20 protein-coding genes and 1 pseudogene are annotated in these 18,441 nt (G+C 69.5%); 14 read left to right on the forward strand and 7 right to left on the reverse strand.

From position 1 onward, the window contains the following. Positions 1 to 55: 55 nt before the first annotated feature. Positions 56 to 883, reverse strand: coding sequence for an ABC transporter permease (locus tag LJ657_RS01975; protein WP_232646350.1), 828 nt, complete (start codon positions 881 to 883; stop codon positions 56 to 58). Next, positions 880 to 1,794 (reverse strand): ABC transporter ATP-binding protein, encoded by a 915-nt coding sequence (locus LJ657_RS01980; protein WP_232646352.1) that lies wholly within the window; start codon positions 1,792 to 1,794, stop codon positions 880 to 882. The genes LJ657_RS01975 and LJ657_RS01980 overlap by 4 nt, the downstream gene beginning before the upstream one ends. A gap of 134 nt (positions 1,795 to 1,928) precedes the next feature. On the opposite strand from LJ657_RS01980, the gene LJ657_RS01985 reads away from it, so the two are divergent. Both LJ657_RS01985 and LJ657_RS01990 read left to right on the forward strand, forming a co-directional pair. Beyond that, a complete protein-coding gene (locus tag LJ657_RS01985; protein WP_232646353.1) occupies positions 1,929 to 3,128 on the forward strand; it encodes a sensor histidine kinase in 1,200 nt (399 codons plus the stop codon). Beyond that, positions 3,125 to 3,787 (forward strand): response regulator transcription factor, encoded by a 663-nt coding sequence (locus LJ657_RS01990; RefSeq protein ID WP_232646354.1) that lies wholly within the window; start codon positions 3,125 to 3,127, stop codon positions 3,785 to 3,787. Before LJ657_RS01985 ends, LJ657_RS01990 begins: the two co-directional genes overlap by 4 nt. Positions 3,788 to 3,814: 27 nt before the next feature. Here the strand turns inward: LJ657_RS01990 and LJ657_RS01995 are convergent, their stop codons facing one another. Further along, entirely contained in the window at positions 3,815 to 4,324 is a 510-nt protein-coding gene (locus tag LJ657_RS01995; protein ID WP_232646360.1) for a GNAT family N-acetyltransferase, read from the reverse strand. Positions 4,325 to 4,600: 276 nt separating this feature from the next. Between LJ657_RS01995 and LJ657_RS02000 the strand changes: the two genes are divergently transcribed. From LJ657_RS02000 to LJ657_RS02055, 12 genes and pseudogenes are all read left to right on the forward strand, one after another. Then, entirely contained in the window at positions 4,601 to 5,413 is an 813-nt protein-coding gene (locus LJ657_RS02000; protein WP_232646361.1) for an SCO2525 family SAM-dependent methyltransferase, read from the forward strand. 102 nt (positions 5,414 to 5,515) lie between these two features. Continuing rightward, entirely contained in the window at positions 5,516 to 7,369 is a 1,854-nt protein-coding gene (locus LJ657_RS02005) for an SCO2524 family protein (protein WP_232646363.1), read from the forward strand. A gap of 4 nt (positions 7,370 to 7,373) precedes the next feature. Beyond that, a complete protein-coding gene (locus LJ657_RS02010) occupies positions 7,374 to 8,291 on the forward strand; it encodes an SCO2523 family variant P-loop protein (protein ID WP_232646365.1) in 918 nt (305 codons plus the stop codon). After that, positions 8,288 to 9,274 (forward strand): SCO2522 family protein, encoded by a 987-nt coding sequence (locus LJ657_RS02015; RefSeq protein ID WP_232646367.1) that lies wholly within the window; start codon positions 8,288 to 8,290, stop codon positions 9,272 to 9,274. The genes LJ657_RS02010 and LJ657_RS02015 overlap by 4 nt, the downstream gene beginning before the upstream one ends. A gap of 1 nt (position 9,275) precedes the next feature. Next, positions 9,276 to 10,247, forward strand: coding sequence for an SCO2521 family protein (locus tag LJ657_RS02020; protein ID WP_232646375.1), 972 nt, complete (start codon positions 9,276 to 9,278; stop codon positions 10,245 to 10,247). A 37-nt stretch (positions 10,248 to 10,284) separates the two neighbouring features. Next, positions 10,285 to 11,319 (forward strand): DUF6879 family protein, encoded by a 1,035-nt coding sequence (locus LJ657_RS02025; RefSeq protein WP_232646378.1) that lies wholly within the window; start codon positions 10,285 to 10,287, stop codon positions 11,317 to 11,319. Between the two features lie 381 nt (positions 11,320 to 11,700). Next, entirely contained in the window at positions 11,701 to 11,916 is a 216-nt protein-coding gene (locus LJ657_RS02030; protein ID WP_232646380.1) for a hypothetical protein, read from the forward strand. 15 nt (positions 11,917 to 11,931) lie between these two features. Next, positions 11,932 to 12,555 carry a DUF1266 domain-containing protein gene (locus LJ657_RS02035; protein ID WP_232646381.1) on the forward strand — a complete coding sequence of 208 codons (624 nt, stop codon included), beginning with the start codon at positions 11,932 to 11,934 and terminating at the stop codon, positions 12,553 to 12,555. Positions 12,556 to 12,632: 77 nt separating this feature from the next. Next, a complete protein-coding gene (gene recO, locus LJ657_RS02040; protein WP_232646383.1) occupies positions 12,633 to 13,379 on the forward strand; it encodes a DNA repair protein RecO in 747 nt (248 codons plus the stop codon). A gap of 23 nt (positions 13,380 to 13,402) precedes the next feature. Then, positions 13,403 to 14,254, forward strand: coding sequence for an isoprenyl transferase (locus tag LJ657_RS02045; RefSeq protein WP_232646385.1), 852 nt, complete (start codon positions 13,403 to 13,405; stop codon positions 14,252 to 14,254). A 20-nt stretch (positions 14,255 to 14,274) separates the two neighbouring features. Further along, positions 14,275 to 14,562: pseudogene (locus LJ657_RS02050) on the forward strand (histidine-type phosphatase); the annotation flags it as partial. Between the two features lie 39 nt (positions 14,563 to 14,601). Then, positions 14,602 to 15,135 (forward strand): YcxB family protein, encoded by a 534-nt coding sequence (locus tag LJ657_RS02055; RefSeq protein WP_232646386.1) that lies wholly within the window; start codon positions 14,602 to 14,604, stop codon positions 15,133 to 15,135. A 3-nt stretch (positions 15,136 to 15,138) separates the two neighbouring features. Here the strand turns inward: LJ657_RS02055 and LJ657_RS02060 are convergent, their stop codons facing one another. From LJ657_RS02060 to LJ657_RS02075, 4 genes are all read right to left on the reverse strand, one after another. Beyond that, a complete protein-coding gene (locus tag LJ657_RS02060) occupies positions 15,139 to 15,555 on the reverse strand; it encodes a Fur family transcriptional regulator (protein ID WP_232646388.1) in 417 nt (138 codons plus the stop codon). 61 nt (positions 15,556 to 15,616) lie between these two features. Beyond that, positions 15,617 to 16,519, reverse strand: coding sequence for a metal ABC transporter permease (locus LJ657_RS02065; RefSeq protein WP_232646390.1), 903 nt, complete (start codon positions 16,517 to 16,519; stop codon positions 15,617 to 15,619). 10 nt (positions 16,520 to 16,529) lie between these two features. After that, positions 16,530 to 17,336, reverse strand: coding sequence for a metal ABC transporter ATP-binding protein (locus tag LJ657_RS02070; RefSeq protein WP_232646392.1), 807 nt, complete (start codon positions 17,334 to 17,336; stop codon positions 16,530 to 16,532). Next, entirely contained in the window at positions 17,333 to 18,292 is a 960-nt protein-coding gene (locus LJ657_RS02075) for a metal ABC transporter substrate-binding protein (RefSeq protein ID WP_232646397.1), read from the reverse strand. Before LJ657_RS02075 ends, LJ657_RS02070 begins: the two co-directional genes overlap by 4 nt. Positions 18,293 to 18,441: the final 149 nt, after the last annotated feature.

Here is an 18,441-nt window from a genome sequence, read left to right on the forward strand (position 1 = left end):
CCGGTCAACAGCCTTGTCGGCACGGGGGTTTACCCCCGCCCGGGCGCAGGGATTCTCATACGTCCCGCCGGTCCACGACCACCACCGCCACGACGGCCGCCACCGCCGCCCACACCGCGAACACGACCCACCCGCCCCCGACGGTGGCCGGATACTTCGGGACCAGCATGTGGGATTTCCCGTAACCCACGTCCACGATCCGCGCCCAGGCGTTGAACGGAAAGGCGTGGCGGACCGACGCCGTCCAGTGGTAGCGGTCCGTGACGAAGGACGGCAGGAGCAGCAGGACGAACGTCGTCAGGACCATCGTCGTGGCGCTGTGCCGGATCACCGCGCCCAGACCCATGCCGACCAGTGCACACACCGGGGCGAGCAGGGCCGAGGCCACGACCACCCGCCAGGCGCCCGGATGGCTGATCGGCACGCCCAGGCCCCGCCCGTCGAGGATGGCCTGCGAGGAGGCGTAGGAGGCGGCCGCGAGGAGCGCGCCGAAGACCGTCATGACAGCCGTCAGTACGACCACCTTGGCCGCCATCACGGCACGTCGGTCCGGCACGGCGGTGAACGTCGTACGGACCAGGCCCGTCGCGTACTCGCCGACGATCGTGATCGCGCCGATGCTCGCGCACACCAGCACGAGGATCATGGCGGATCCCTGGGTGAAGGCGTCCCGCAGCGCCCAGTACACGAAGTCATCGCGGATCGGCCCGCCGTAGTGCGGGTAGTTGACGTGGTCGGCGCGGGCCGCGTTCGTGTTGAAGCCGATGACGGCCAGGGCGCCGGAGCCGAAGGCCCAGTAAGTGGAGCGCAGGGAACGGAGCTTGATCCACTCGGCGGCGAGCAGGTCCGAGAAGCGGGCGGCCGGCAGGGCGAGGGTGGTCATCGGGTCTCTCCAGCCGCGTACTCGACGCTGTCGGCGGTCAGTTCCATGAAGGCCGTCTCCAGAGAGGCCGTCTGCGTAGCCAACTCCCAGACCGGAAAGCGGTGTTCGTGCGCCAGCTCACCGACCCGGACGGCGCTCACCCCGTCCACCTTCAGCGTCTCCTCGTCGTACGGCGCGACCACCGCGCCCTCCGACTCCAGTACGACGGCCAGGGCGCCCGCGTGCGGCGAGCGCACCGTCACCGTCGGCGCGGTACCGCGCGCGGCGAACTCCGTGAGGCTCTCCGCGGCGATGAGCTGCCCGCGACCGATGACGACCAACTCGTCGGCGGTGTTCTCCATCTCCGACATGAGATGACTGGACACGAAGACGGTGCGCCCCTCGTGCGCCAGCCTCCGGAACAGCCCGCGCACCCACAACACCCCTTCGGGATCGAGCCCGTTGAGCGGCTCGTCGAACATCAGCACCGGCGGATCCCCGAGCAGCGCGGCAGCGATGCCGAGCCGCTGCTTCATGCCCAGCGAGAAGGAGCCGACCCGGCGCCGGGCGGCGGCCTCCGTGAGGCCCACCTCGGCGAGCACCTCGTCCACCCGCGCCCTCGGGATGCGGTTGCTGCGGGCCAGCGCGTGCAGATGCGCCCGCGCACTGCGCCCGCCGTGCACGTCATGGGCGTCCAGCAGAGCTCCGACGTGCCGCAGCCCGCGCGGATGGCGGCGGAAGGAGTGGCCGCTGACCATGGCGGTACCGCCACTCGGCTCGACGAGCCCGAGCAGCATCCGCAGGGTCGTGGTCTTCCCGGCGCCGTTCGGGCCGAGGAAGCCCGTGACATGGCCGGGACGGACGGTGAAGGACAGTTCGCGTACGGCGGTCGTGGGGCCGTACCGCTTGGTGAGCTGCTCGACTTCGATCATGCGGACCACGGTGACGCGAGGGGAGGGTGCGGAGCATCGGGCGGGGGCTGACACTCGTACGGCCCGGCTGTCGACCGTGGTTGTACGTCCACGGGCCGATGACCGCGCCGTGCACCCGCGCCTACGATCACGGCATGCCCGCCACCGCGCCTCCGCAGCCCCTGCTCAAACGCCTGCCGCCGGGCGCGTGGACGGGGCTCGTGTGGTGCGCGAGCACACTGTTCACGCTCCTGACGACCTTCCGTCTGCCCGGCGAGATGGAGCCGGCGCAGTGGCCGGCCGCCCAGCTGTACCGCTGGGACGGCCTGACGTTCCTGGCGCTGTCGACCGTCATGGCGGTCCAAGGCGGCAGGCTGCTGCACCGCAGGCCGCTGCTCGCGGTCACACTGACGATCTTCGCCGGGCTCTTCGAAACGAGCACGCTCGGCGTCGGGGAACTTCCGATGGCGCAGTACCTCACGACCATGGTGGTGCTGTACTTCGTCGCGGCCGGCCATGCTCGCCGCACCGCGCTCATCGCCCTGGCCCTGGCGGTCAGCACCCTGATCGTCTACATCTCCGTACGGATGCTGCGCGACTGGGCCGTCGGCACCTCCGCCGAACTGGCCGTCGCCCTCGTCACCGTCATCGTCTGGCTGCTCGGCAACTCGGCCCACCAGTCCCGGGTGCACGCCGAACGGCTCAGCGCCGAGCACGCGACCCAGGCGGTCACGGCCGAACGCCTGCGCATAGCCCGCGAGATGCACGACACCATCGCCCACAGCATCGGCATCATCGCCCTCCAGGCAGGTGCCGCGTCCCGGGTGGCGGCCACTCGCCCCGAGGAGGCCCTCGCGGCGATGCGGGCCGTCGAGCACGAGGGCCGCGAGACCCTGGCGGGCCTGCGGCGCATGCTGGTCGCGCTGCGGGCGGCGGACGAGGGGCGGGACCCGGACCTCGCCCCGGCGGGCCTGGCGGACGTCGACCGGCTGGCGGCCACGACGACGGCTGCGGGGGTGCGGGTGGAGGTGCTGCGGCTCGGTGAGACACGCCAGCTCCCGCCGGACATCGACCTGTCCGCGTTCCGGATCGTCCAGGAGTCGGTGACGAACGTCGTACGGCACGCGGGCACGCGCGCGTGCCGGGTCACCCTCGACTACCGCGACGAGGACGAACTCGCCCTGGAGATCACCGACGACGGCCTGGGGCGGGGCAGCTCGACCGACACCGGCTTCGGCCTGGCCGGAATGCGCGAGCGAGTGGCCCTGCTGCACGGCGAGTTCACGGCGGCACCGCGCCCCGAGGGCGGCTTCCGCGTGACGGCCCGCCTGCCGCTCCCGGTGGCCGTCCGATGACCGCCGTCCCGACGATCCGGGTCCTCCTCGTCGACGACCAGGAACTCATCCGCACCGCACTGGGCATGGTCATGGCCGACATCGAGGACGTGGAGGTCGTCGGCGAGGCGGCGACCGGAAAGGACGCGGTACGGCTGGCCGGCGAACTCGCCCCCGACGTGGTGGTGATGGACATCCGCATGCCGGGAATGGACGGCATCGAGGCCACGCGACGGATCACGGAGACGCAGACCGGGGTGCGGGTGGTCGTCCTGACCACCTTCGACGACGACGCCTATGTGTACGGGGCGCTGCGCGCCGGTGCGGCGGGCTTCCTGGTCAAGGACATGGCGCTGGACGACATCATCGGCGCGGTACGGGTGGTGGCGGCCGGCGATGCGCTGATCGCACCGAGTGTGACCCGCCGTCTGATCCAGGACTTCGCGTCCCGCCCCGAACCGGCCTTCAAAAGACGGGAGTTGAAGTCCATCACGGACCGCGAACGCGAGGTCCTCACCCTGGTCGGCAGCGGTCTGTCCAACGCCGAGATAGCCGCCGAACTGTGCATCAGCGTGGCCACGGCGAAGACGTACCTCACCCGCCTGTTCACCAAGCTGGACGCGCGGGACCGGGTCCAGCTGGTGATCATGGCCTACGAGGCGGGGCTGGTGTCTCCTTGATCCCCCTGCCCCCCTGATTCCCTCGACTCACAGCCCCAACGCCATGATGAACCGGTCCTCGCCGGGCCCGAAGTAGCCCTTGCGCACACCTCCCTCGAAAGAGAAGCCCAGTGACTGATACAACGTGATCGCGGTGGCGTTCGTCGGTTCCACCGTCAGACGGACCTGGTGGACGCCCTCGGCGCGCAGCCGGCGCAGCACCTCGAGCATCAGCCGCCGGCCCAGCCCGCGCCCGCGCAGTTCGGGGGTGACGGCGAGGCTCTTGACCCAGTTCACATAGCCGTCCGAGGTGGTGACGAAGAGGACGTAACCGTGCAGCTTCTGGCCGTCGTCGAGGACGAGGATGCGGTCGCCGTGGATGTCGTAACTCTGGCGCAGCTCGAAGTAGTGGTACGGCTCCTCGGGGAAGGCCTCCTGGTCGACGCGGTGGAGTTCGGGCAGGTCGGCCTCGACGACACCCCTCATCGCCAGTCGTCGATCGGTGCGGTCGGTGCGGTCGGCCGTGGAAGGAAAACGTTTCTCTGGAAGAGCCGTCATACCGCCCCCTGCGGGTTGGGAGTCAAGGGTACGTTGACACCCGTACGGGTGGTACGGGTGAGACGCCTGCTGTCTGCCTTTCAGGTGTGTTCGGCAGAGTTGCGACCATCTTGAGCGGGACAATCCGGCCGTTCAAGGCCGGATCAGGCCGCGGAAATGCATTCGCCCCGGTGCGCCCCCAGTGCGCCCCGCCCGGCTGCCGGGGACATGACGTAATTCTCGGGACATTGACCTCAGGGGGATCCGGAGGGCCGCCGGTGTTGGTACCGTAGGTAAATGACCTTGAGCTCGTCGGGGGATGCCCAGGTGAAGAATGCGGACGCACCCTGGGACTCATTCGACCCGATCGCCTACGTTCGGCACAACTACCGCGTCTTACAGGCAGAGGACGCGGAGATCCTGCATATCATCCGGGATCATTTCGGCGGTCATTTCCGGAAGCAGGGCGTCGGGCCGGTTTACGGCATCGACGTGGGCGCCGGAGCGAATCTCTATCCCGCGCTCTCCATGCTGCCCTGGTGCGACGAGATCACCCTCTTCGAGCACTCCTCCGCGAACGTGGAGTACCTCGCGAGTCAGGCCGACGGCCACGACGGGAACAGCGGCTACGACGAGAACTGGGACCCGTTCTGGAACGCCCTGTGCGAGCACGAGGCGTACAGCACCCGCCACTTGGACCCCCGCGAGCGGTTCCGCAAGGTCGTCAAGGTCGAGCAGGGCAACATCTTCGGGCTGGAGCGCTTCGGCGGGCGCTGGTCCGTCGGGACCATGTTCTTCGTCGCCGAGTCGATGACCACCTCCCACCAGGAGTTCTGCCTGGGAGTCGAGCGCTTCATGGGCGCCCTGGCCCCCGGTGCCCCCTTCGCCGCCGCCTTCATGGAACATTCGAAGGGTTATCACGCCGGAGAAGAGTTCTTCCCGGCCTGTGACGTGGGAGAGTTCGAGGTGCGCGACAGCCTCGGACCATTCGTGGGTGACTTCGAGGTGCAGCGGCTCAAGTCTGCGGCAGGTGTGCGCGACGGGTATTCGGGAATGATCCTGGCCTACGGTTGGCGACGGAATACGGACGCAGGCATTCCGGCCGTTTGACCAGTGGTTGTCCGATCAGCGGTTGTCCACGGCAAAAATCTTCACAACAGAAAAGGGATATTCCTCAAGTGACGGCAGTGCGGCCTGTGTGAGGGGCATGGGATGCAGATCAAGCCACGCCAGCATTTGCTGGACATCTGGCAGGCCATCGCCCGCCACTCGTTCGAGCGGGAGCAGTGGGCCTGGGGCGAGTGGGGCGGACAGAGCAGCGTCGCCGACGCCGAGCGGCTGCTCTGCCTGCTGTACCCGGCCACGGAGATCCCCGCGTTCCGGCTCGACGACCCGGACACCACGCAGGAGGACGTCCAGCAGGCACTGAGGAAGGCCGGCGGGCGGCTCGACCTCCCGGCCAATCTCGTCAAGGCCGCCTCCGAGTTCATGCGCAACCACACCGGCGAGGACAAGAGGCCCACCTTCGCCGGGGGCTACTACTTCGGATCCCAGGACAAGGGCCAGGGGGAGCCCACCGAGGAACAGCGCCAGCTCGGCGTGGTCGACTCCTTCTCCATGTCGATCACCCTCTGCCTGGCCACGCTCGGCTTCCTCAAGGTCTACGAGACCAGGACCAGACGCAGCGACATCCAGGAGACGATCGCCGAACTGCGTTCGGCCACCAGCAACCGGCTCACCGCCGCCATGGTGAGCCTGCTGCGCTCCTTCACCGTCAACGCCTTCGACGCCGATTCCGCCCAGGGCCGCAACCTGGTCGAACTCCTCGGTCAGGGACGGCTGTCGCCGCGGCAGGTGCTGAGCATGTACCAGAGCCGCTTCCGTGCGCTGCGCGCCGCGATCGTGGAGAGCCTCTCCCTCGGTATCGACGTCCAGGCAGGCCTCAAGGACGAGAACCAGTTCTTCGAGTGCGGCTGGTCGTGGAGCCTGGTCAAGGACGCCCCCGAGGTCGAGACCGACGAACCCATCGGGCCGCAGCCCAAGGGCGCCGCCGACCCCGTGCCGTACCTCTACTTCACGGTGGTCGCCCTCGACGGCATCCAGGACCTGTTCTCCGACCGCACCCTCACCCTGGGCCTGCTCAACACCGAACAGCAGAAGCTCGCGGAGGCGCTCCGGCTGCGCTGGGAGCTGACCCAGCAGTACTGGTCCGGCATCGCCCGCTTCGACCCCGAGCGCTGGCCGCTGGAGGACATTCCCTGGCGTACGACGGGACAGGAACTGGAGTCCGAGTACTTCTCCCTCTCCGTCGCCGCCATCCTCGTCCACGACCTGATGCGGCGCCGGGCCACCGACGACGACCTGGCCCGCACCGTCACCGTCATGGAGCGCCTCGCCGAGCGAGGCCGTATCACCAGCCGTATGACCCGCGACGACCGCACGGTCTTCGAACTGCACAACGCGGGCGTCAAACTGCCGTTGCAGGGCAGCGAGCGGCTCGGCCCGCCGATGACGTGGTCCCTGCACGACTTCTCCGCGCAGCTGCTGAAGCGGACCATCCAGCTGCGCGCGCTCTCCCGCAACCTCGACTCGCACGACCGGCTGCTCAAACTCGCCGAGGACGTCTTCGACCACATGTGGCGCCGCCGTATCCGGGAGGGCGAGGGCACCGGCCTGTGGGACTACGTCCACGCCGCCTATCCCGAGGCGGAGATCGTCACACGCCGGGTGCCGGTGTCGTGGAACATCACCGAGCGCGTCGCCGAGGTGATGGTCCAGGTCCACCAGATGTACCGGCAGCCCCCGGTCCGCAGCCCCGAACTCTTCGAACTGGCCGGGGCGTTGCTCAGCGAGTCCGCGCACCTCCTGGGCAACGAACAGATGGAACCCGCGCCCACCGACGACGGCCGGCACGGAATGCAACTGAGGAACATCGAGGTCAAGCTGCGCCGCGCCCGCACCCTCCTCGACCAACAGCCGGGCACGGCCTACGCGTTGGCGCTCGACGTGCTGGGACAGCTCGACTCGCTCAACCGGGCTCGCGAAGCCGCGGCCCAGGGACGGTGACAGCGTGCTGATCTTCGCCGCCTCCGACAAGGGGGGCACAGGCCGCTCCGTCACCAGCGCCAACCTCGCCTACCACCGGGCGCTGGCCGGGGACGACGTCTGCTACCTCGACTTCGACTTCGGCTCGCCCACCGCCTCGGCCGTCTTCGACGTGGCGGACGCCCGCGAGGCCGCCGAGGACCGCGGCCTGCACTCGTACCTCATAGGGGAGGTCGGCGAACCGGAGCGCATCGACATCTGGGCCAGGACCGAGCACCAGGTGCTGCGTGACCCGCCGCCCGGCTGCGGCCGTCTGGTGCTGATGCCCGGCGACGTCAGCGGCGGCGAGTTCGCCACCACCGGCGACCACGTCCGGCTCTGCGTCGACCTGCTGATGAAGCTCTACTACGAGTTCGACCTGGTCGTCGTGGACCTCAGCGCCGGCCGCTCCTACGCCGTCGACATGGTCCTGGAGGCCACCGCACAGACCGAGATGCGGGAGATCACCGCCCGCTGGCTGGTCTTCCACCGCTGGACCCGCCAGCATGTGGCGGCCGCCGCGAGCCTGGTCTTCGGCGAGCGCGGCATCGTCGCCGGCGGCGTCGACCGCGGCCACGAGGAGGAGGCGCTGCGCGGCGCCATCCGCTTCGTCCGGGCCGCCGTACCCGATCCCGAGTCGCCGCTGTGGTCGCAGGTCTCCCCCACCCAGTCGGCGTGGATGCGCAAGACCGACAGCGACCTCAAGCAGCTCGCCTCCAACCACGGCATCGGCTACAGCCAGGTCCTCGGCTCCATCCCCCTCGAACCGGTCCTGCAGTGGCGGGAGCAGCTGATCACCGACGAGGACGTGCTCGACAGCCAGATCGCCAACATGGAGACCTGGCGCGCGCTGAGCGGGCTGGCGGCCCGGCTCACCGACGACAAGTACTGGGAGCAGGCGTGACCGAGGCCGTCTTCCGGGAGACCACAGCGGAGCTCCGCACCCAGTCCGTGCCACTGGCCCACCTCTCCCTGGAGCTGGGCCACCTCTACATGGAGGACTTCGAGGCGGGCCCCGAGCGGCTGCGCGAACACTTCGCCGAGGTGCGGCTGTGGGTGGACGCCGCCCGCGCCTCCGCCGCCCGCCGCACCGGCGGCAAGCGCCCCCGCATCAGCACCTGCTTCCTGATCGACGACTACTTCACACGCTTCTCCACCCCCGCCGAGCTGGTCCCGCTGGTGCTGAAGGAGGCCGAGGAGGCAGGCCTGGTCATCGACTACCTGGCCCGCGAATCGGGTTGCGCGGTCGCCGACCGGATCGAGCTCGCCGAGTCCGTCAGGCACCGCCTGGTCGAGTCGCCGCCGCCCGGCAGCTACGGCTCCCGCCCGTCCGTCAGCCAGACCGGCTGGCTCGCCAACGGGCAGCGCACACCCAGCACGAAGCGCGCCGCCCTGGGCGAGGTCAGGGGCTGGCAGCCGCCCCAGGAGACCGCGGCCCGCAACCACTCCGTCTTCATGGACGTCGAGTTGTGGTCGGAGAAGGACGGCCGCCGGCTGTGGTCCTGCCCCTTCCTGGCCGCCGTATGGCAGCTGGCCCGGCTCGGACTGTTACGACACCTCGGTGAGCCGGTGCTCGTCCCGCGCCCCTGGACCGGCGAGGACTTCCCGACCGACTGGGACCGGCTGCCGCCCCTGCTCCAGCTCAACCCGCGGGCCGCGGCCTTCAGCGCCTACCGCACCTGCACCCTGATGCCGAACCGTTTCCTGGCCGTCGAGGACGCCGTGCGGCTCATCCTCGACCAGACGGAAGTCGACTCCGGTGCGCTGCGGCAGGTCGCGGAGCGCTCGGCCCGGGAGGGGCTCGCGGTCCCGGCGGCGGTCGCCCAGCGCGCCACGTACGTCTTCTACGAGGAGCCGGTCAACGCCACCGCCCCCGAGGGGCCCTGACATGACGACGGCCCCCGGACAGCCCGCCCGCCCGGTCCTCGCCTGTGGTGAGGTGCGTACCTGTCTGCTGCCGTCCTTCCAGGCGCTGGACGGCCGGGCCGCCGCCCAGCTGCTCAGGCTGCGCGCCGACGAACACGTCCGGGTCTCCGAGCGGCCCAACCTGTACGCCCTCTCCCCGGAGGTGCTGACCGGAGTGGACTGCCGGCTGCCCACCTCCAACGGCGCCAAGGTCCGGGCCGTCGGGACGGTGGCCACCCGCGTGGCGCTCACCGAGGGCCGTCTGCTGCAGTCGACCGCGTACTTCAGCGCACCGGCCGCGGGCCCCGACACGCGCCGCCCCTGGGGGCACTATCTGGTACGGCCCGGAGTGGTCGAGCCGTTCGGCAAACTGCCCGAACAGGCCACCGCGGAGGGCGTGTTGCGCGGCGCCGGGCGCGGTGAACTCGACCTGGGGACCATCGCCGAGTCCCTGCTGACGCGGCTGCTGCGCCACCCGCTCCTCGATCGCAAGGTTCCCTTCAAGTCCCGTCGCACACACCTGCGTTGGACAGCCCGTCGGATCCCGGCGGGCGAGCGGGCGGAACTGACGCGGTTCACGCTGGCCGAGGACGGGCTGCGGACCGTGGAGCTGCGGCTGCCGGAGGACACACCGGTCTCCGCGGCCGCGGGCCTGTGCGAGGATCTCGCGCTGCACGACTGGCTTTTGACGACGGTGGTGCACATGCTGGACAGCAGTCGGCTCGCGGCGGCGGACGGTCGCGCCGCGGTCCAGGCGCTGCGCCCGGCCGTCGACCATCTGCTGCATCTGTGGATGCCGCACGCGCAGGTGGACCGCTCGCTGGTCCACCTGTGGGAAGTGCTGGAACGGGAACCGGGGTTCACGCGCCAGTGGCAGAACCTGGTCCAGCGCATCCGGGACCAACTGGCCGTCCAGGCCATACCGCTCCTGCACCAGGCACTGAGCACGAGCTGAGGGGCGGCACCAACCACATACCCGACGGGGGAGAGACATGAGCGGAGCGTCGTTAGGGCCCGGGGGCAACGGAGCGGGGCCGCAGCGGCAGGGCATACCCAAGCTGTTCTGGAAGATCCTGATCACAGCGTCGGCGGCGGGCGGCGCCTTCCTGCTGACCACCATCCTGAACGGGGACGACAACAACATCTGGCAGTGGGTGGCGTCCATCGTCCTCGGCAGCGCCACGCTGATCGTCCAGTACCTCGTGGACTTCGGGGAGCGCCTGGAGGTGGTCGAGGAGAGCCAGCGCCGGCACATCGACGACATGAAGCAGAGCCTGGCCAACCACCACGCGGAGATGCGCACGGCGGTCGACCAGAGCTTCGCCAAGATCAACGAGGCGACGGAGCTGTTCAGCAAGGTGGACGGTTCCGTGCTGCGCTCCGAGGAAGTGACCCGGCTGGTCAAGGCGTACACCCAGGTCGGCGACGAGGCGCCGGGGATCGTCAAGAGCTTCGCCGAGGAGGAGCTGAAACGTCTCGCCGAGCTGATGGAGGACCTCATCAGCGGCAGAGCGGACTCCTCGTTCGAGAACCACGAGTGGCTGATCGACCTCGCCCTGTGCGTCAAGAAGACCCTGTACGCCACGAGTACGACCGTCGACCGGGACTTCTGGGCCAGTGAGCCCGCGAAGCGGTATCTCAGCGCGCAGGAGAAGGCCATCAAGACCCGGGGGGTGGAGGTCCGGCGGCTGTTCCTCGTGGACGAGCCGGAGGAGGTCACCGAGGCCCTGGAACAACTCTGCGCGCGGCAGCGCAGGTACGGCATCGACGCGCGTATAGGTGTTCAGTCGCAGCTGGATCCGGGCGGCACGGTGATGGACTTCATCCTCTTCGACGGGGAGCTGAGCTACGAGACCCGGCCGGACAATCACGTCCGGCCGGACATGACGATGCTGAGGATGAAACACGAGCACGTCGAGGACCGCGTCAGCCTGTTCAACGAGCTGTGGGCGGCGACAGGGCCGGAGCATGAGCCCGAGCCGGAGCAGGGGGGCGTGCGCCGCCGGCTGCGGCGGGTCGCGGAGTGAGCCGGCCCTCGCCGCTGCTGTAACTGCTTTCTCCGCATAGGCGACCGACGGACCTCCGCGAACTCCGTGAGTCGCTCGAAAATATCGTCGGTTTACAGGGTCTGGTCAATCCGCATCGCGATATCGGGCTGAGGCTTTCGAATGGCCTGCTCGAATTTTCGGCTTGCGTGCCGTGCCGTGCGCGAAGCGTTGGCCATGACCCAACCACCTCTCCCTGGCCAGCACTTGTGGAGCACAGACTCCTGCCGAGTGTAGGCGGAACGGCCCACGCCGGAGACGAAAAGCGTGAAACTCAAAAGGAAAGGGGAGCACGCTGTAGGCGCAACGAACACGGTGCCCGCAATTATGAGTCGTGTTCGTTACGGCCGTTAAGGAGAGGAAATGAAACCGCCCGTCGGCGCTCATGTCGTGGACACGCGTACTGGAAAGGTGGGAATCGTCATGGGGCACGAAGGGCCGTACGTGCAACTGAGACCGTACGGCGGTGGCCGGGAGTGGGACGCCGATCCCGGTGCCGTGCGCGGGGCCACCCAGGCCGAGCGGCTCAGCGCGGCGACCGCCTACGCCAACGCCCGCAGCCGGGGTGAAGTGCCTTGAGTAAGGTGCGGGCGCATGAGTCTGTCGCGCATACGGAGATGGCGGAGGCCGCGGGCCCAGCGGCGGTACCCCGACCCGCTCACGGCACACCAGCTGTGGATGGTGTCGCTGAGCGCGCCGGTCAGCCGGGACCGCGGCACCTCGCGGACCACCCTGTACCCGTTCACGCGGATCGACGACGACAGCGCCCGCAACTGGCTGGCCGAGCAGTGGGAGATCACCTCGCGCGCCGAGCTGACCGACCGGCTGGACGGGTTGTCGCGCGGTGGCTACCGCGCGCGTGCCCAGCAGCTCCTCGGCGTCTCGCCGCTCGCCTGGGACGCCGCCCTGTACGCGGACATCGCCCGGCTCGGCTTCGGGTGCGGGATGATCAACGAGGCCGAGGCCTGGACCGCGCTGAAGAACATCGTGCCGGCGGTCGTGGGGACGTACGCCTCCTGGCAGGAGTACGCCGACCACTACCTGCTGGGGCGGACCGTGTGGCGGGACGGGCTGCGCGGCACCCAGGACGCGGCCTTCCCCGCCCCGCAGTCCGCCGCCGACGCACACCTGCGCGCCCTGCTGGACCCGGCGAACCGGTCCAGCCCGTGGAACCTGGCCCCCTGGGACACCATCAGCCACCCCGACCGTGCCCGCTGAGTCCGGCGGTACGCGAGAATGGACCGCATGAGTCTGTTCCCTGACGAAGACCGGCCGCAGCCCCGCGGGGGGCGGCGATGAGTCTTTTCCGGGACGACGGCATCGTGCTGCGCACCCAGAAGCTCGGGGAAGCGGACCGCATCATCACCTTGCTCACCCGTGGTCACGGTCGCGTGCGCGCCGTGGCTCGTGGTGTCCGCCGTACCAAGTCCAAGTTCGGTGCCCGGCTCGAACCCTTCTCGCACGTCGACGTGCAGTTCTTCGCGCGCGGCAGTGAGCTGGTCGGGCGCAGCCTGCCGCTGTGCACGCAGAGCGAGACCATCGCGCCGTACGGCGGCGGGATCGTCGCCGACTACGCCCGCTACACCGCGGGGACCGCCATGCTGGAGACCGCCGAGCGGTTCACCGACCACGAGGGCGAGCCGGCGGTGCAGCAGTACCTGCTGCTCGTGGGCGCCCTGCGCACCCTCGCCCGCGGCGAGCACGCCCCGCACCTCGTCCTCGACGCCTTCCTGCTGCGCTCCCTCGCCGTCAACGGCTACGCCCCCACCTTCGGGGACTGCGCGAAGTGCGGCATGCCCGGGCCGAACCGGTTCTTCTCGGTCGCCTCCGGCGGAGCCGTCTGCGTCGACTGCCGGGTGCCCGGCAGCGTCGTACCCTCGCCGCAGACCCTGGAACTCCTGGGCGCACTGCTTACGGGAGACTGGGAGACCGCGGACGCGTGCGAGCCGCGGCATGTCAGGGAGGGGAGCGGGCTGGTGTCCGCGTATCTGCACTGGCATCTGGAACGCGGGCTGCGCTCGCTGCGTTACGTAGAGAAGTAAGCCGTAGAGGAGACGAGAAGCACATGGTCGTACGCGGGATCCTGGGACGCCAGCGCCGCGAGTACAAGGCACCGGAACCGCACCCGTCCGGCGCCCGCGCGCCGAAGCTGCCGGGCGAGCTGGTCCCGAACCATGTGGCGATCGTCATGGACGGGAACGGGCGGTGGGCGAAGGAGCGGGGCCTGCCGCGGACGGAAGGCCACAAGGTCGGCGCCGAGCGCGTCCTGGACGTGCTGCAGGGCGCCGTCGAGATGGGCGTGGGCAACATCTCCCTGTACGCCTTCTCCACCGAGAACTGGAAGCGCTCGCCCGACGAGGTCCGCTTCCTCATGAACTTCAACCGCGACTTCATCCGCAAGACCCGCGACACCCTCGACGAACTGGGCATCCGGGTGCGCTGGGTGGGCCGTATGCCCAAGCTGTGGAAGTCCGTCGCCAAGGAGCTCCAGGTCGCGCAGGAGCAGACCAAGGACAACGACAGGCTCACGCTGTACTTCTGCATGAACTACGGCGGGCGCGCGGAGATCGCCGACGCCGCGAAGGCCCTGGCGGAGGACGTGAAGGCGGGGCGTCTCGACCCCTCCAAGGTCACCGAGAAGACCCTCGCCAAGTACCTCTACTACCCGGACATGCCGGACGTGGACCTGTTCCTGCGGCCGAGCGGAGAGCAGCGCACCTCCAACTACCTGCTCTGGCAGAGCGCGTACGCCGAGATGGTCTTCCAGGACGTGCTGTGGCCGGACTTCGACCGGCGCGACCTGTGGCGGGCCTGCATGGAGTTCGCCTCGCGCGACCGCCGCTTCGGCGGCGCCGTTCCGAACGAGCAACTGCTCGCCATGGAGCGGGACATGCGGGGCGGTCCGGCCACCTCGTAGCCGCCGGGGGTTCACGAACATCCCGGGAGATCATCCCGCTGGCCGCCCTGATGGGCCTGCCGGGCAGCACCGAGCCGGCCGCACCGGACACCCCGTACACCTACGCCGACAACCCGTGGCGCGGCGCTGACGTCTCTCCCCTGGGCGCGAACATCCAGTGGGACGTCTTCCAGAAGGGCGACCACTACCTGGTCCGCATGCTCTACAACGAGCGGGAGACGGCTTTCAGGGCCGGCTGCCACCCGATCGCGAAGGGCAGCAAGTTCTACGACCTTGACGAACCGGAGCGCTGCTTCGGCCGAAGCTGATCACCGGGCGGCCGAAAAGCGCCTGTACTATCCCGCCTCATGGTCATGGACATGGGGCGGGACGCCGGACAGGGCGTGGTCGAGCTGGTGTATCAGCCGGTCGCGGGGGATTTCTCGGGGGCACTGCGGGAGCGCAAGCGGTTCAGCCGGGCGGGGAAGATACAGAGGTGGTCGGTCGGCTTCATAGCCGTAGCCCTCGTCATCGAGATCGCGGGTGCGCTCGCCGGGGGACACGTCAACTGGTTTCTGCTGATCTGGCTGCCGCTGTTCGCAGGACTCCTGCTCTTCATGCCGCAGTTGCAGGCCCGTACGGTCGTCAAGATCGCCGCTCGCAACGGCACGTACCGCGCGACGGTGACGGACGGCGGGCTGACGATGACGACCGACAACAGCACGACGTCGGTCAACTGGGCCGCGCAGCCCCGCTATCGGGAGACCAAGGACGCCTTCTTCACCTTCAGCGACGACAAGAACGCCACCTGCTTCACGGTCCTGCCCAAGCGCGGCCTGCGGAACCCCGGGGACGCGGACCGGCTGCGGGAGATCCTCGACCGCAACCTGACCCGCGTCTGAGCTTCAGTTCCCGGCGGAGGCGCAGTCGGCACAGGTGCCGAAGATCTCCACGGTGTGCGCCACGTTGACGTAGCCGTGCTCGGCGGCGATCGCCTCCGCCCACTTCTCCACTGCCGGTCCCTCCACCTCCACCGCCTTGCCGCACACACGGCAGACCAGGTGGTGGTGGTGTTCCCCGGTGGAGCAGCGGCGGTACACCGACTCGCCGTCGGAGGTGCGCAGGACGTCGACCTCGCCGGCGTCGGCGAGGTTCTGGAGGGTGCGGTAGACCGTGGTCAGGCCGACCGAGTCGCCCTTGTGCTTGAGCATGTCGTGGAGTTCCTGCGCGCTGCGGAACTCGTCGACCTCGTCGAGCGCCGCCGCCACAGCGGCACGCTGCCGGGTGGCGCGGCCCTTCACGGGCGGTCCAGCGGTCGTCACCGGTTGCCTCCTCCTACGTCTGCGCTTGCCGGGCCATTGTGCCAGCCCGGCCCGTGCGCGGTCAGACGCCGACCTTGTCCGTGGCCTCCCGGGTGGCCGGAATCGCGCACTCCGCGGGGTCGCCGGCGGGCTGTCCGGACGCTGCGGCGCGGGCGCGGCGGCGGGCCAGCGGGGCCGCCAGCGCGGTCAGCGCCATGAAGGTCGCGATGGTCAGCAGCACGATCGTCGCGCCGGGCGGCACGTCCTGGTAGTAGGACGTGACCGTGCCGCCGATGGTCACGGAGACCCCGATCGCCACCGCGATCGCGAAGGTCGCCGCGAAGCTGCGGCTCAACTGCTGTGCCGCCGCCACCGGCACCACCATCAGGGCGCTCACCAGCAGCAGGCCCACCACCCGCATCGCGACCGTCACCGTCACCGCCGCCGTGACGGCGGTGAGGAGGTTCAGGGCGCGCACCGGAAGGCCCGTCACCCGCGCGAACTCCTCGTCCTGGCTGACCGCGAAGAGCTGCCGGCGCAGACCGAGGGTGACCAGCACCACGAAGCCCGCGAGCAGGCAGATCGCCGTCACGTCCGACTGCGAGACGGTCGACAGCGAGCCGAAGAGGTACGAGGTCAGGTTGGCGTTGGAGCCGCCGGGCGCGAGGTTGATGAACATCACGCCGCCGGCCATACCGCCGTAGAAGAGCATCGCGAGGGCGATGTCGCCGCGGGTGCGGCCGTACCAGCGGATCAGCTCCATCAGGACCGCGCCGAGCACGGAGGTGAGGGTCGCCATCCAGACCGGGGAGGCGGAGAGCAGGAAGCCGAGGCCGACGCCGGTCATCGCCACATGGCCGATGCCGTCGCCCATCAGGGCCTGGCGGCGCTGCACGAGGTAGATGCCGATCGCCGGGGCGGTGATGCCGACGAGGACGGCGGCGAGCAGGGCCCGCTGCATGAAGGCGAAGTCGAGAAAGTCCATTACCGGTCCCTCAGCTCAGCAGGCCTGTGCGCACGGGCGTGTGCTCGTGGGGGTGTACGTGGTCGTGGCCGGGCAGGGCGTGCTGGCCGACGGCCCGCGGGGGTGGGCCGTCGTGCAGGACGCAGCCGTCGCGGAGCACCACCGCGCGGTCGATCAGGGGCTCCAGCGGCCCGAGTTCGTGCAGGACGAGCAGCACGGTCGTACCGGCCGCGACCTGCTCGCGCAGCGTCTGCGCGAGCACCTCCTGGCTGGCCAGGTCCACGCCCGCCATCGGCTCGTCCATGATCAGCAGTTCGGGTTCGGCGGCGAGCGCGCGGGCGATCAGCACGCGCTGGTGCTGGCCGCCGGAGAGGGCGTTCACCGAGTCCTTGGCCCTGTCGGCCATGCCGACCAGCTCCAGGGCCCGGCGTACGGCCGCGTGGTCCGCCTTGCGCAGCACACCGAAGCGGGCGCGGGACAGCCGCCCGGACGAGACGATCTCGGTGACGGTGGCGGGGACTCCGCCCGCGGCGGTCGTGCGCTGCGGGACGTACCCCACCCGAGCCCAGTCGCGGAACCGCCTGCGCTCCGTGCCGAACAGCGCGATCTCACCGGCGCTCACCGGCACCTGGCCGATGAGCGTGCGGATCGCGGTCGACTTGCCGGAGCCGTTGGCGCCGAGCAGCGCGACGACCTCGCCGTGTGCCACGGTGAGGTCGATTCCGCGCAGGACGGGGCGCGAGCCCAGATCGGCGCGGACCCCGCGCATCGCTATGACGGGCTCGATGCCGGGATCACCCAGTGCGCCCACGCCCATGTCGTCCTCCGTAAACGTCATTTGGATCCCAGGGCCGTCTGCAGCGCCTTGAGGTTGGCCTCCTGGACCGAGAAGTAGTCCTTGCCGCGGGACTTCGACGTGATGCCCTCGAGCGGGTCGAGGACGTCCGTCTTCAGTCCGGCGTCGGCGGCGATGGTCTTCGCGGTCTTGTCGCTGACGAGCGTCTCGTAGAACACGGTCGTGACGCCGTCGGCCTTCGCCATCTTCTCAAGGTCCTTCACCCGGGCCGCGCTCGGCTCGGACTCGGGGTCGAGGCCGTTGATGGCCTCCTCGGTCAGGCCGTAGCGCTCGGCGAGGTAGCCGAACGCGGCGTGTGTGGTGACGAACACCTTGGACTTCGAGCCCGAAAGGCCGTCCTTGAACCGGGTGTTGAGCGCGTCGAGCTTCTTGACCAGGGCCGCGGTGTTCTTCTTGTAGTCGGCCGCGTGGTCCGGGTCGGCCTTCTCGAAGGCCGCGCCGACCCCCTCGGCGACCTGGGCGTACCTCACCGGGTCGAGCCAGATGTGGGGGTCGAGGCCGGCCGGCTCCTCGTTCTTGGAGGTGTCGTGGGAGGCCGCGTGGCCGCCGACCTCGTTGCCGTGCTTCTCCAGCGAGGTGAGGGAGGCGGCGTCGATCTTCGTCCTGACCTCGGACTGGGTCACCGCGTCGTCGACGGCGGGCTGGAGGTTCTTGAGGTAGAGCACCGCGTCGGACTCCTGGAGCTGCGCGGTCTGCCGGGCGCTGATCTCCAGGTCGTGCGGCTCCTGGCCGGGCTGGGTCAGGTTGGTGACGTGCACATGGCTGCCGCCGATCTGCTCGGCGAGGAACTCCAGCGGATAGAACGACGCGACGACGTCGAACTTGTCCGTGTTGCCCGCGGCTGCGCTCTCGCCGGCGCAGGCGGAGAGGGTGGTGAGGCCGAGGGCGGTGACCGCGGCCGTGGCCGCGGTGGATATGAGGCGTCGTCGTACGTTCATGACAGTCATTTTCAACAAAGATGGAAACCGTTGTCAACAAACATCTGAGGGCAGACCGATTTGATTGAGGGGGAGCCCTCGCCGGTACCCTGAAGCATTCGCTCTGAAGCGTCTCGCTTCGTCGCCCGTCGTCGTAATGAAGAGAGCAC

Source organism: Streptomyces guryensis (genome assembly GCF_021261325.1).
Taxonomy (GTDB): domain Bacteria; phylum Actinomycetota; class Actinomycetes; order Streptomycetales; family Streptomycetaceae; genus Streptomyces; species Streptomyces guryensis.

What these genes read in the sequence shown, in the direction of transcription:
- LJ657_RS01975 (WP_232646350.1), bottom strand. Translation starts at nt 883, where the DNA reads ATGACCACCCTCGCCCTGCCGGCCGCCCGCTTCTCGGACCTGCTCGCC.
- LJ657_RS01980 (WP_232646352.1), bottom strand. Translation starts at nt 1,794, where the DNA reads ATGATCGAAGTCGAGCAGCTCACCAAGCGGTACGGCCCCACGACCGCC.
- LJ657_RS01985 (WP_232646353.1), top strand. Translation starts at nt 1,929, where the DNA reads ATGCCCGCCACCGCGCCTCCGCAGCCCCTGCTCAAACGCCTGCCGCCG.
- LJ657_RS01990 (WP_232646354.1), top strand. Translation starts at nt 3,125, where the DNA reads ATGACCGCCGTCCCGACGATCCGGGTCCTCCTCGTCGACGACCAGGAA.
- LJ657_RS01995 (WP_232646360.1), bottom strand. Translation starts at nt 4,324, where the DNA reads ATGACGGCTCTTCCAGAGAAACGTTTTCCTTCCACGGCCGACCGCACC.
- LJ657_RS02000 (WP_232646361.1), top strand. Translation starts at nt 4,601, where the DNA reads ATGACCTTGAGCTCGTCGGGGGATGCCCAGGTGAAGAATGCGGACGCA.
- LJ657_RS02005 (WP_232646363.1), top strand. Translation starts at nt 5,516, where the DNA reads ATGCAGATCAAGCCACGCCAGCATTTGCTGGACATCTGGCAGGCCATC.
- LJ657_RS02020 (WP_232646375.1), top strand. Translation starts at nt 9,276, where the DNA reads ATGACGACGGCCCCCGGACAGCCCGCCCGCCCGGTCCTCGCCTGTGGT.
- LJ657_RS02025 (WP_232646378.1), top strand. Translation starts at nt 10,285, where the DNA reads ATGAGCGGAGCGTCGTTAGGGCCCGGGGGCAACGGAGCGGGGCCGCAG.
- LJ657_RS02030 (WP_232646380.1), top strand. Translation starts at nt 11,701, where the DNA reads ATGAAACCGCCCGTCGGCGCTCATGTCGTGGACACGCGTACTGGAAAG.
- LJ657_RS02035 (WP_232646381.1), top strand. Translation starts at nt 11,932, where the DNA reads ATGAGTCTGTCGCGCATACGGAGATGGCGGAGGCCGCGGGCCCAGCGG.
- recO (WP_232646383.1), top strand. Translation starts at nt 12,633, where the DNA reads ATGAGTCTTTTCCGGGACGACGGCATCGTGCTGCGCACCCAGAAGCTC.
- LJ657_RS02045 (WP_232646385.1), top strand. Translation starts at nt 13,403, where the DNA reads ATGGTCGTACGCGGGATCCTGGGACGCCAGCGCCGCGAGTACAAGGCA.
- LJ657_RS02055 (WP_232646386.1), top strand. Translation starts at nt 14,602, where the DNA reads ATGGTCATGGACATGGGGCGGGACGCCGGACAGGGCGTGGTCGAGCTG.
- LJ657_RS02065 (WP_232646390.1), bottom strand. Translation starts at nt 16,519, where the DNA reads ATGGACTTTCTCGACTTCGCCTTCATGCAGCGGGCCCTGCTCGCCGCC.
- LJ657_RS02070 (WP_232646392.1), bottom strand. Translation starts at nt 17,336, where the DNA reads ATGACGTTTACGGAGGACGACATGGGCGTGGGCGCACTGGGTGATCCC.
- LJ657_RS02075 (WP_232646397.1), bottom strand. Translation starts at nt 18,292, where the DNA reads ATGAACGTACGACGACGCCTCATATCCACCGCGGCCACGGCCGCGGTC.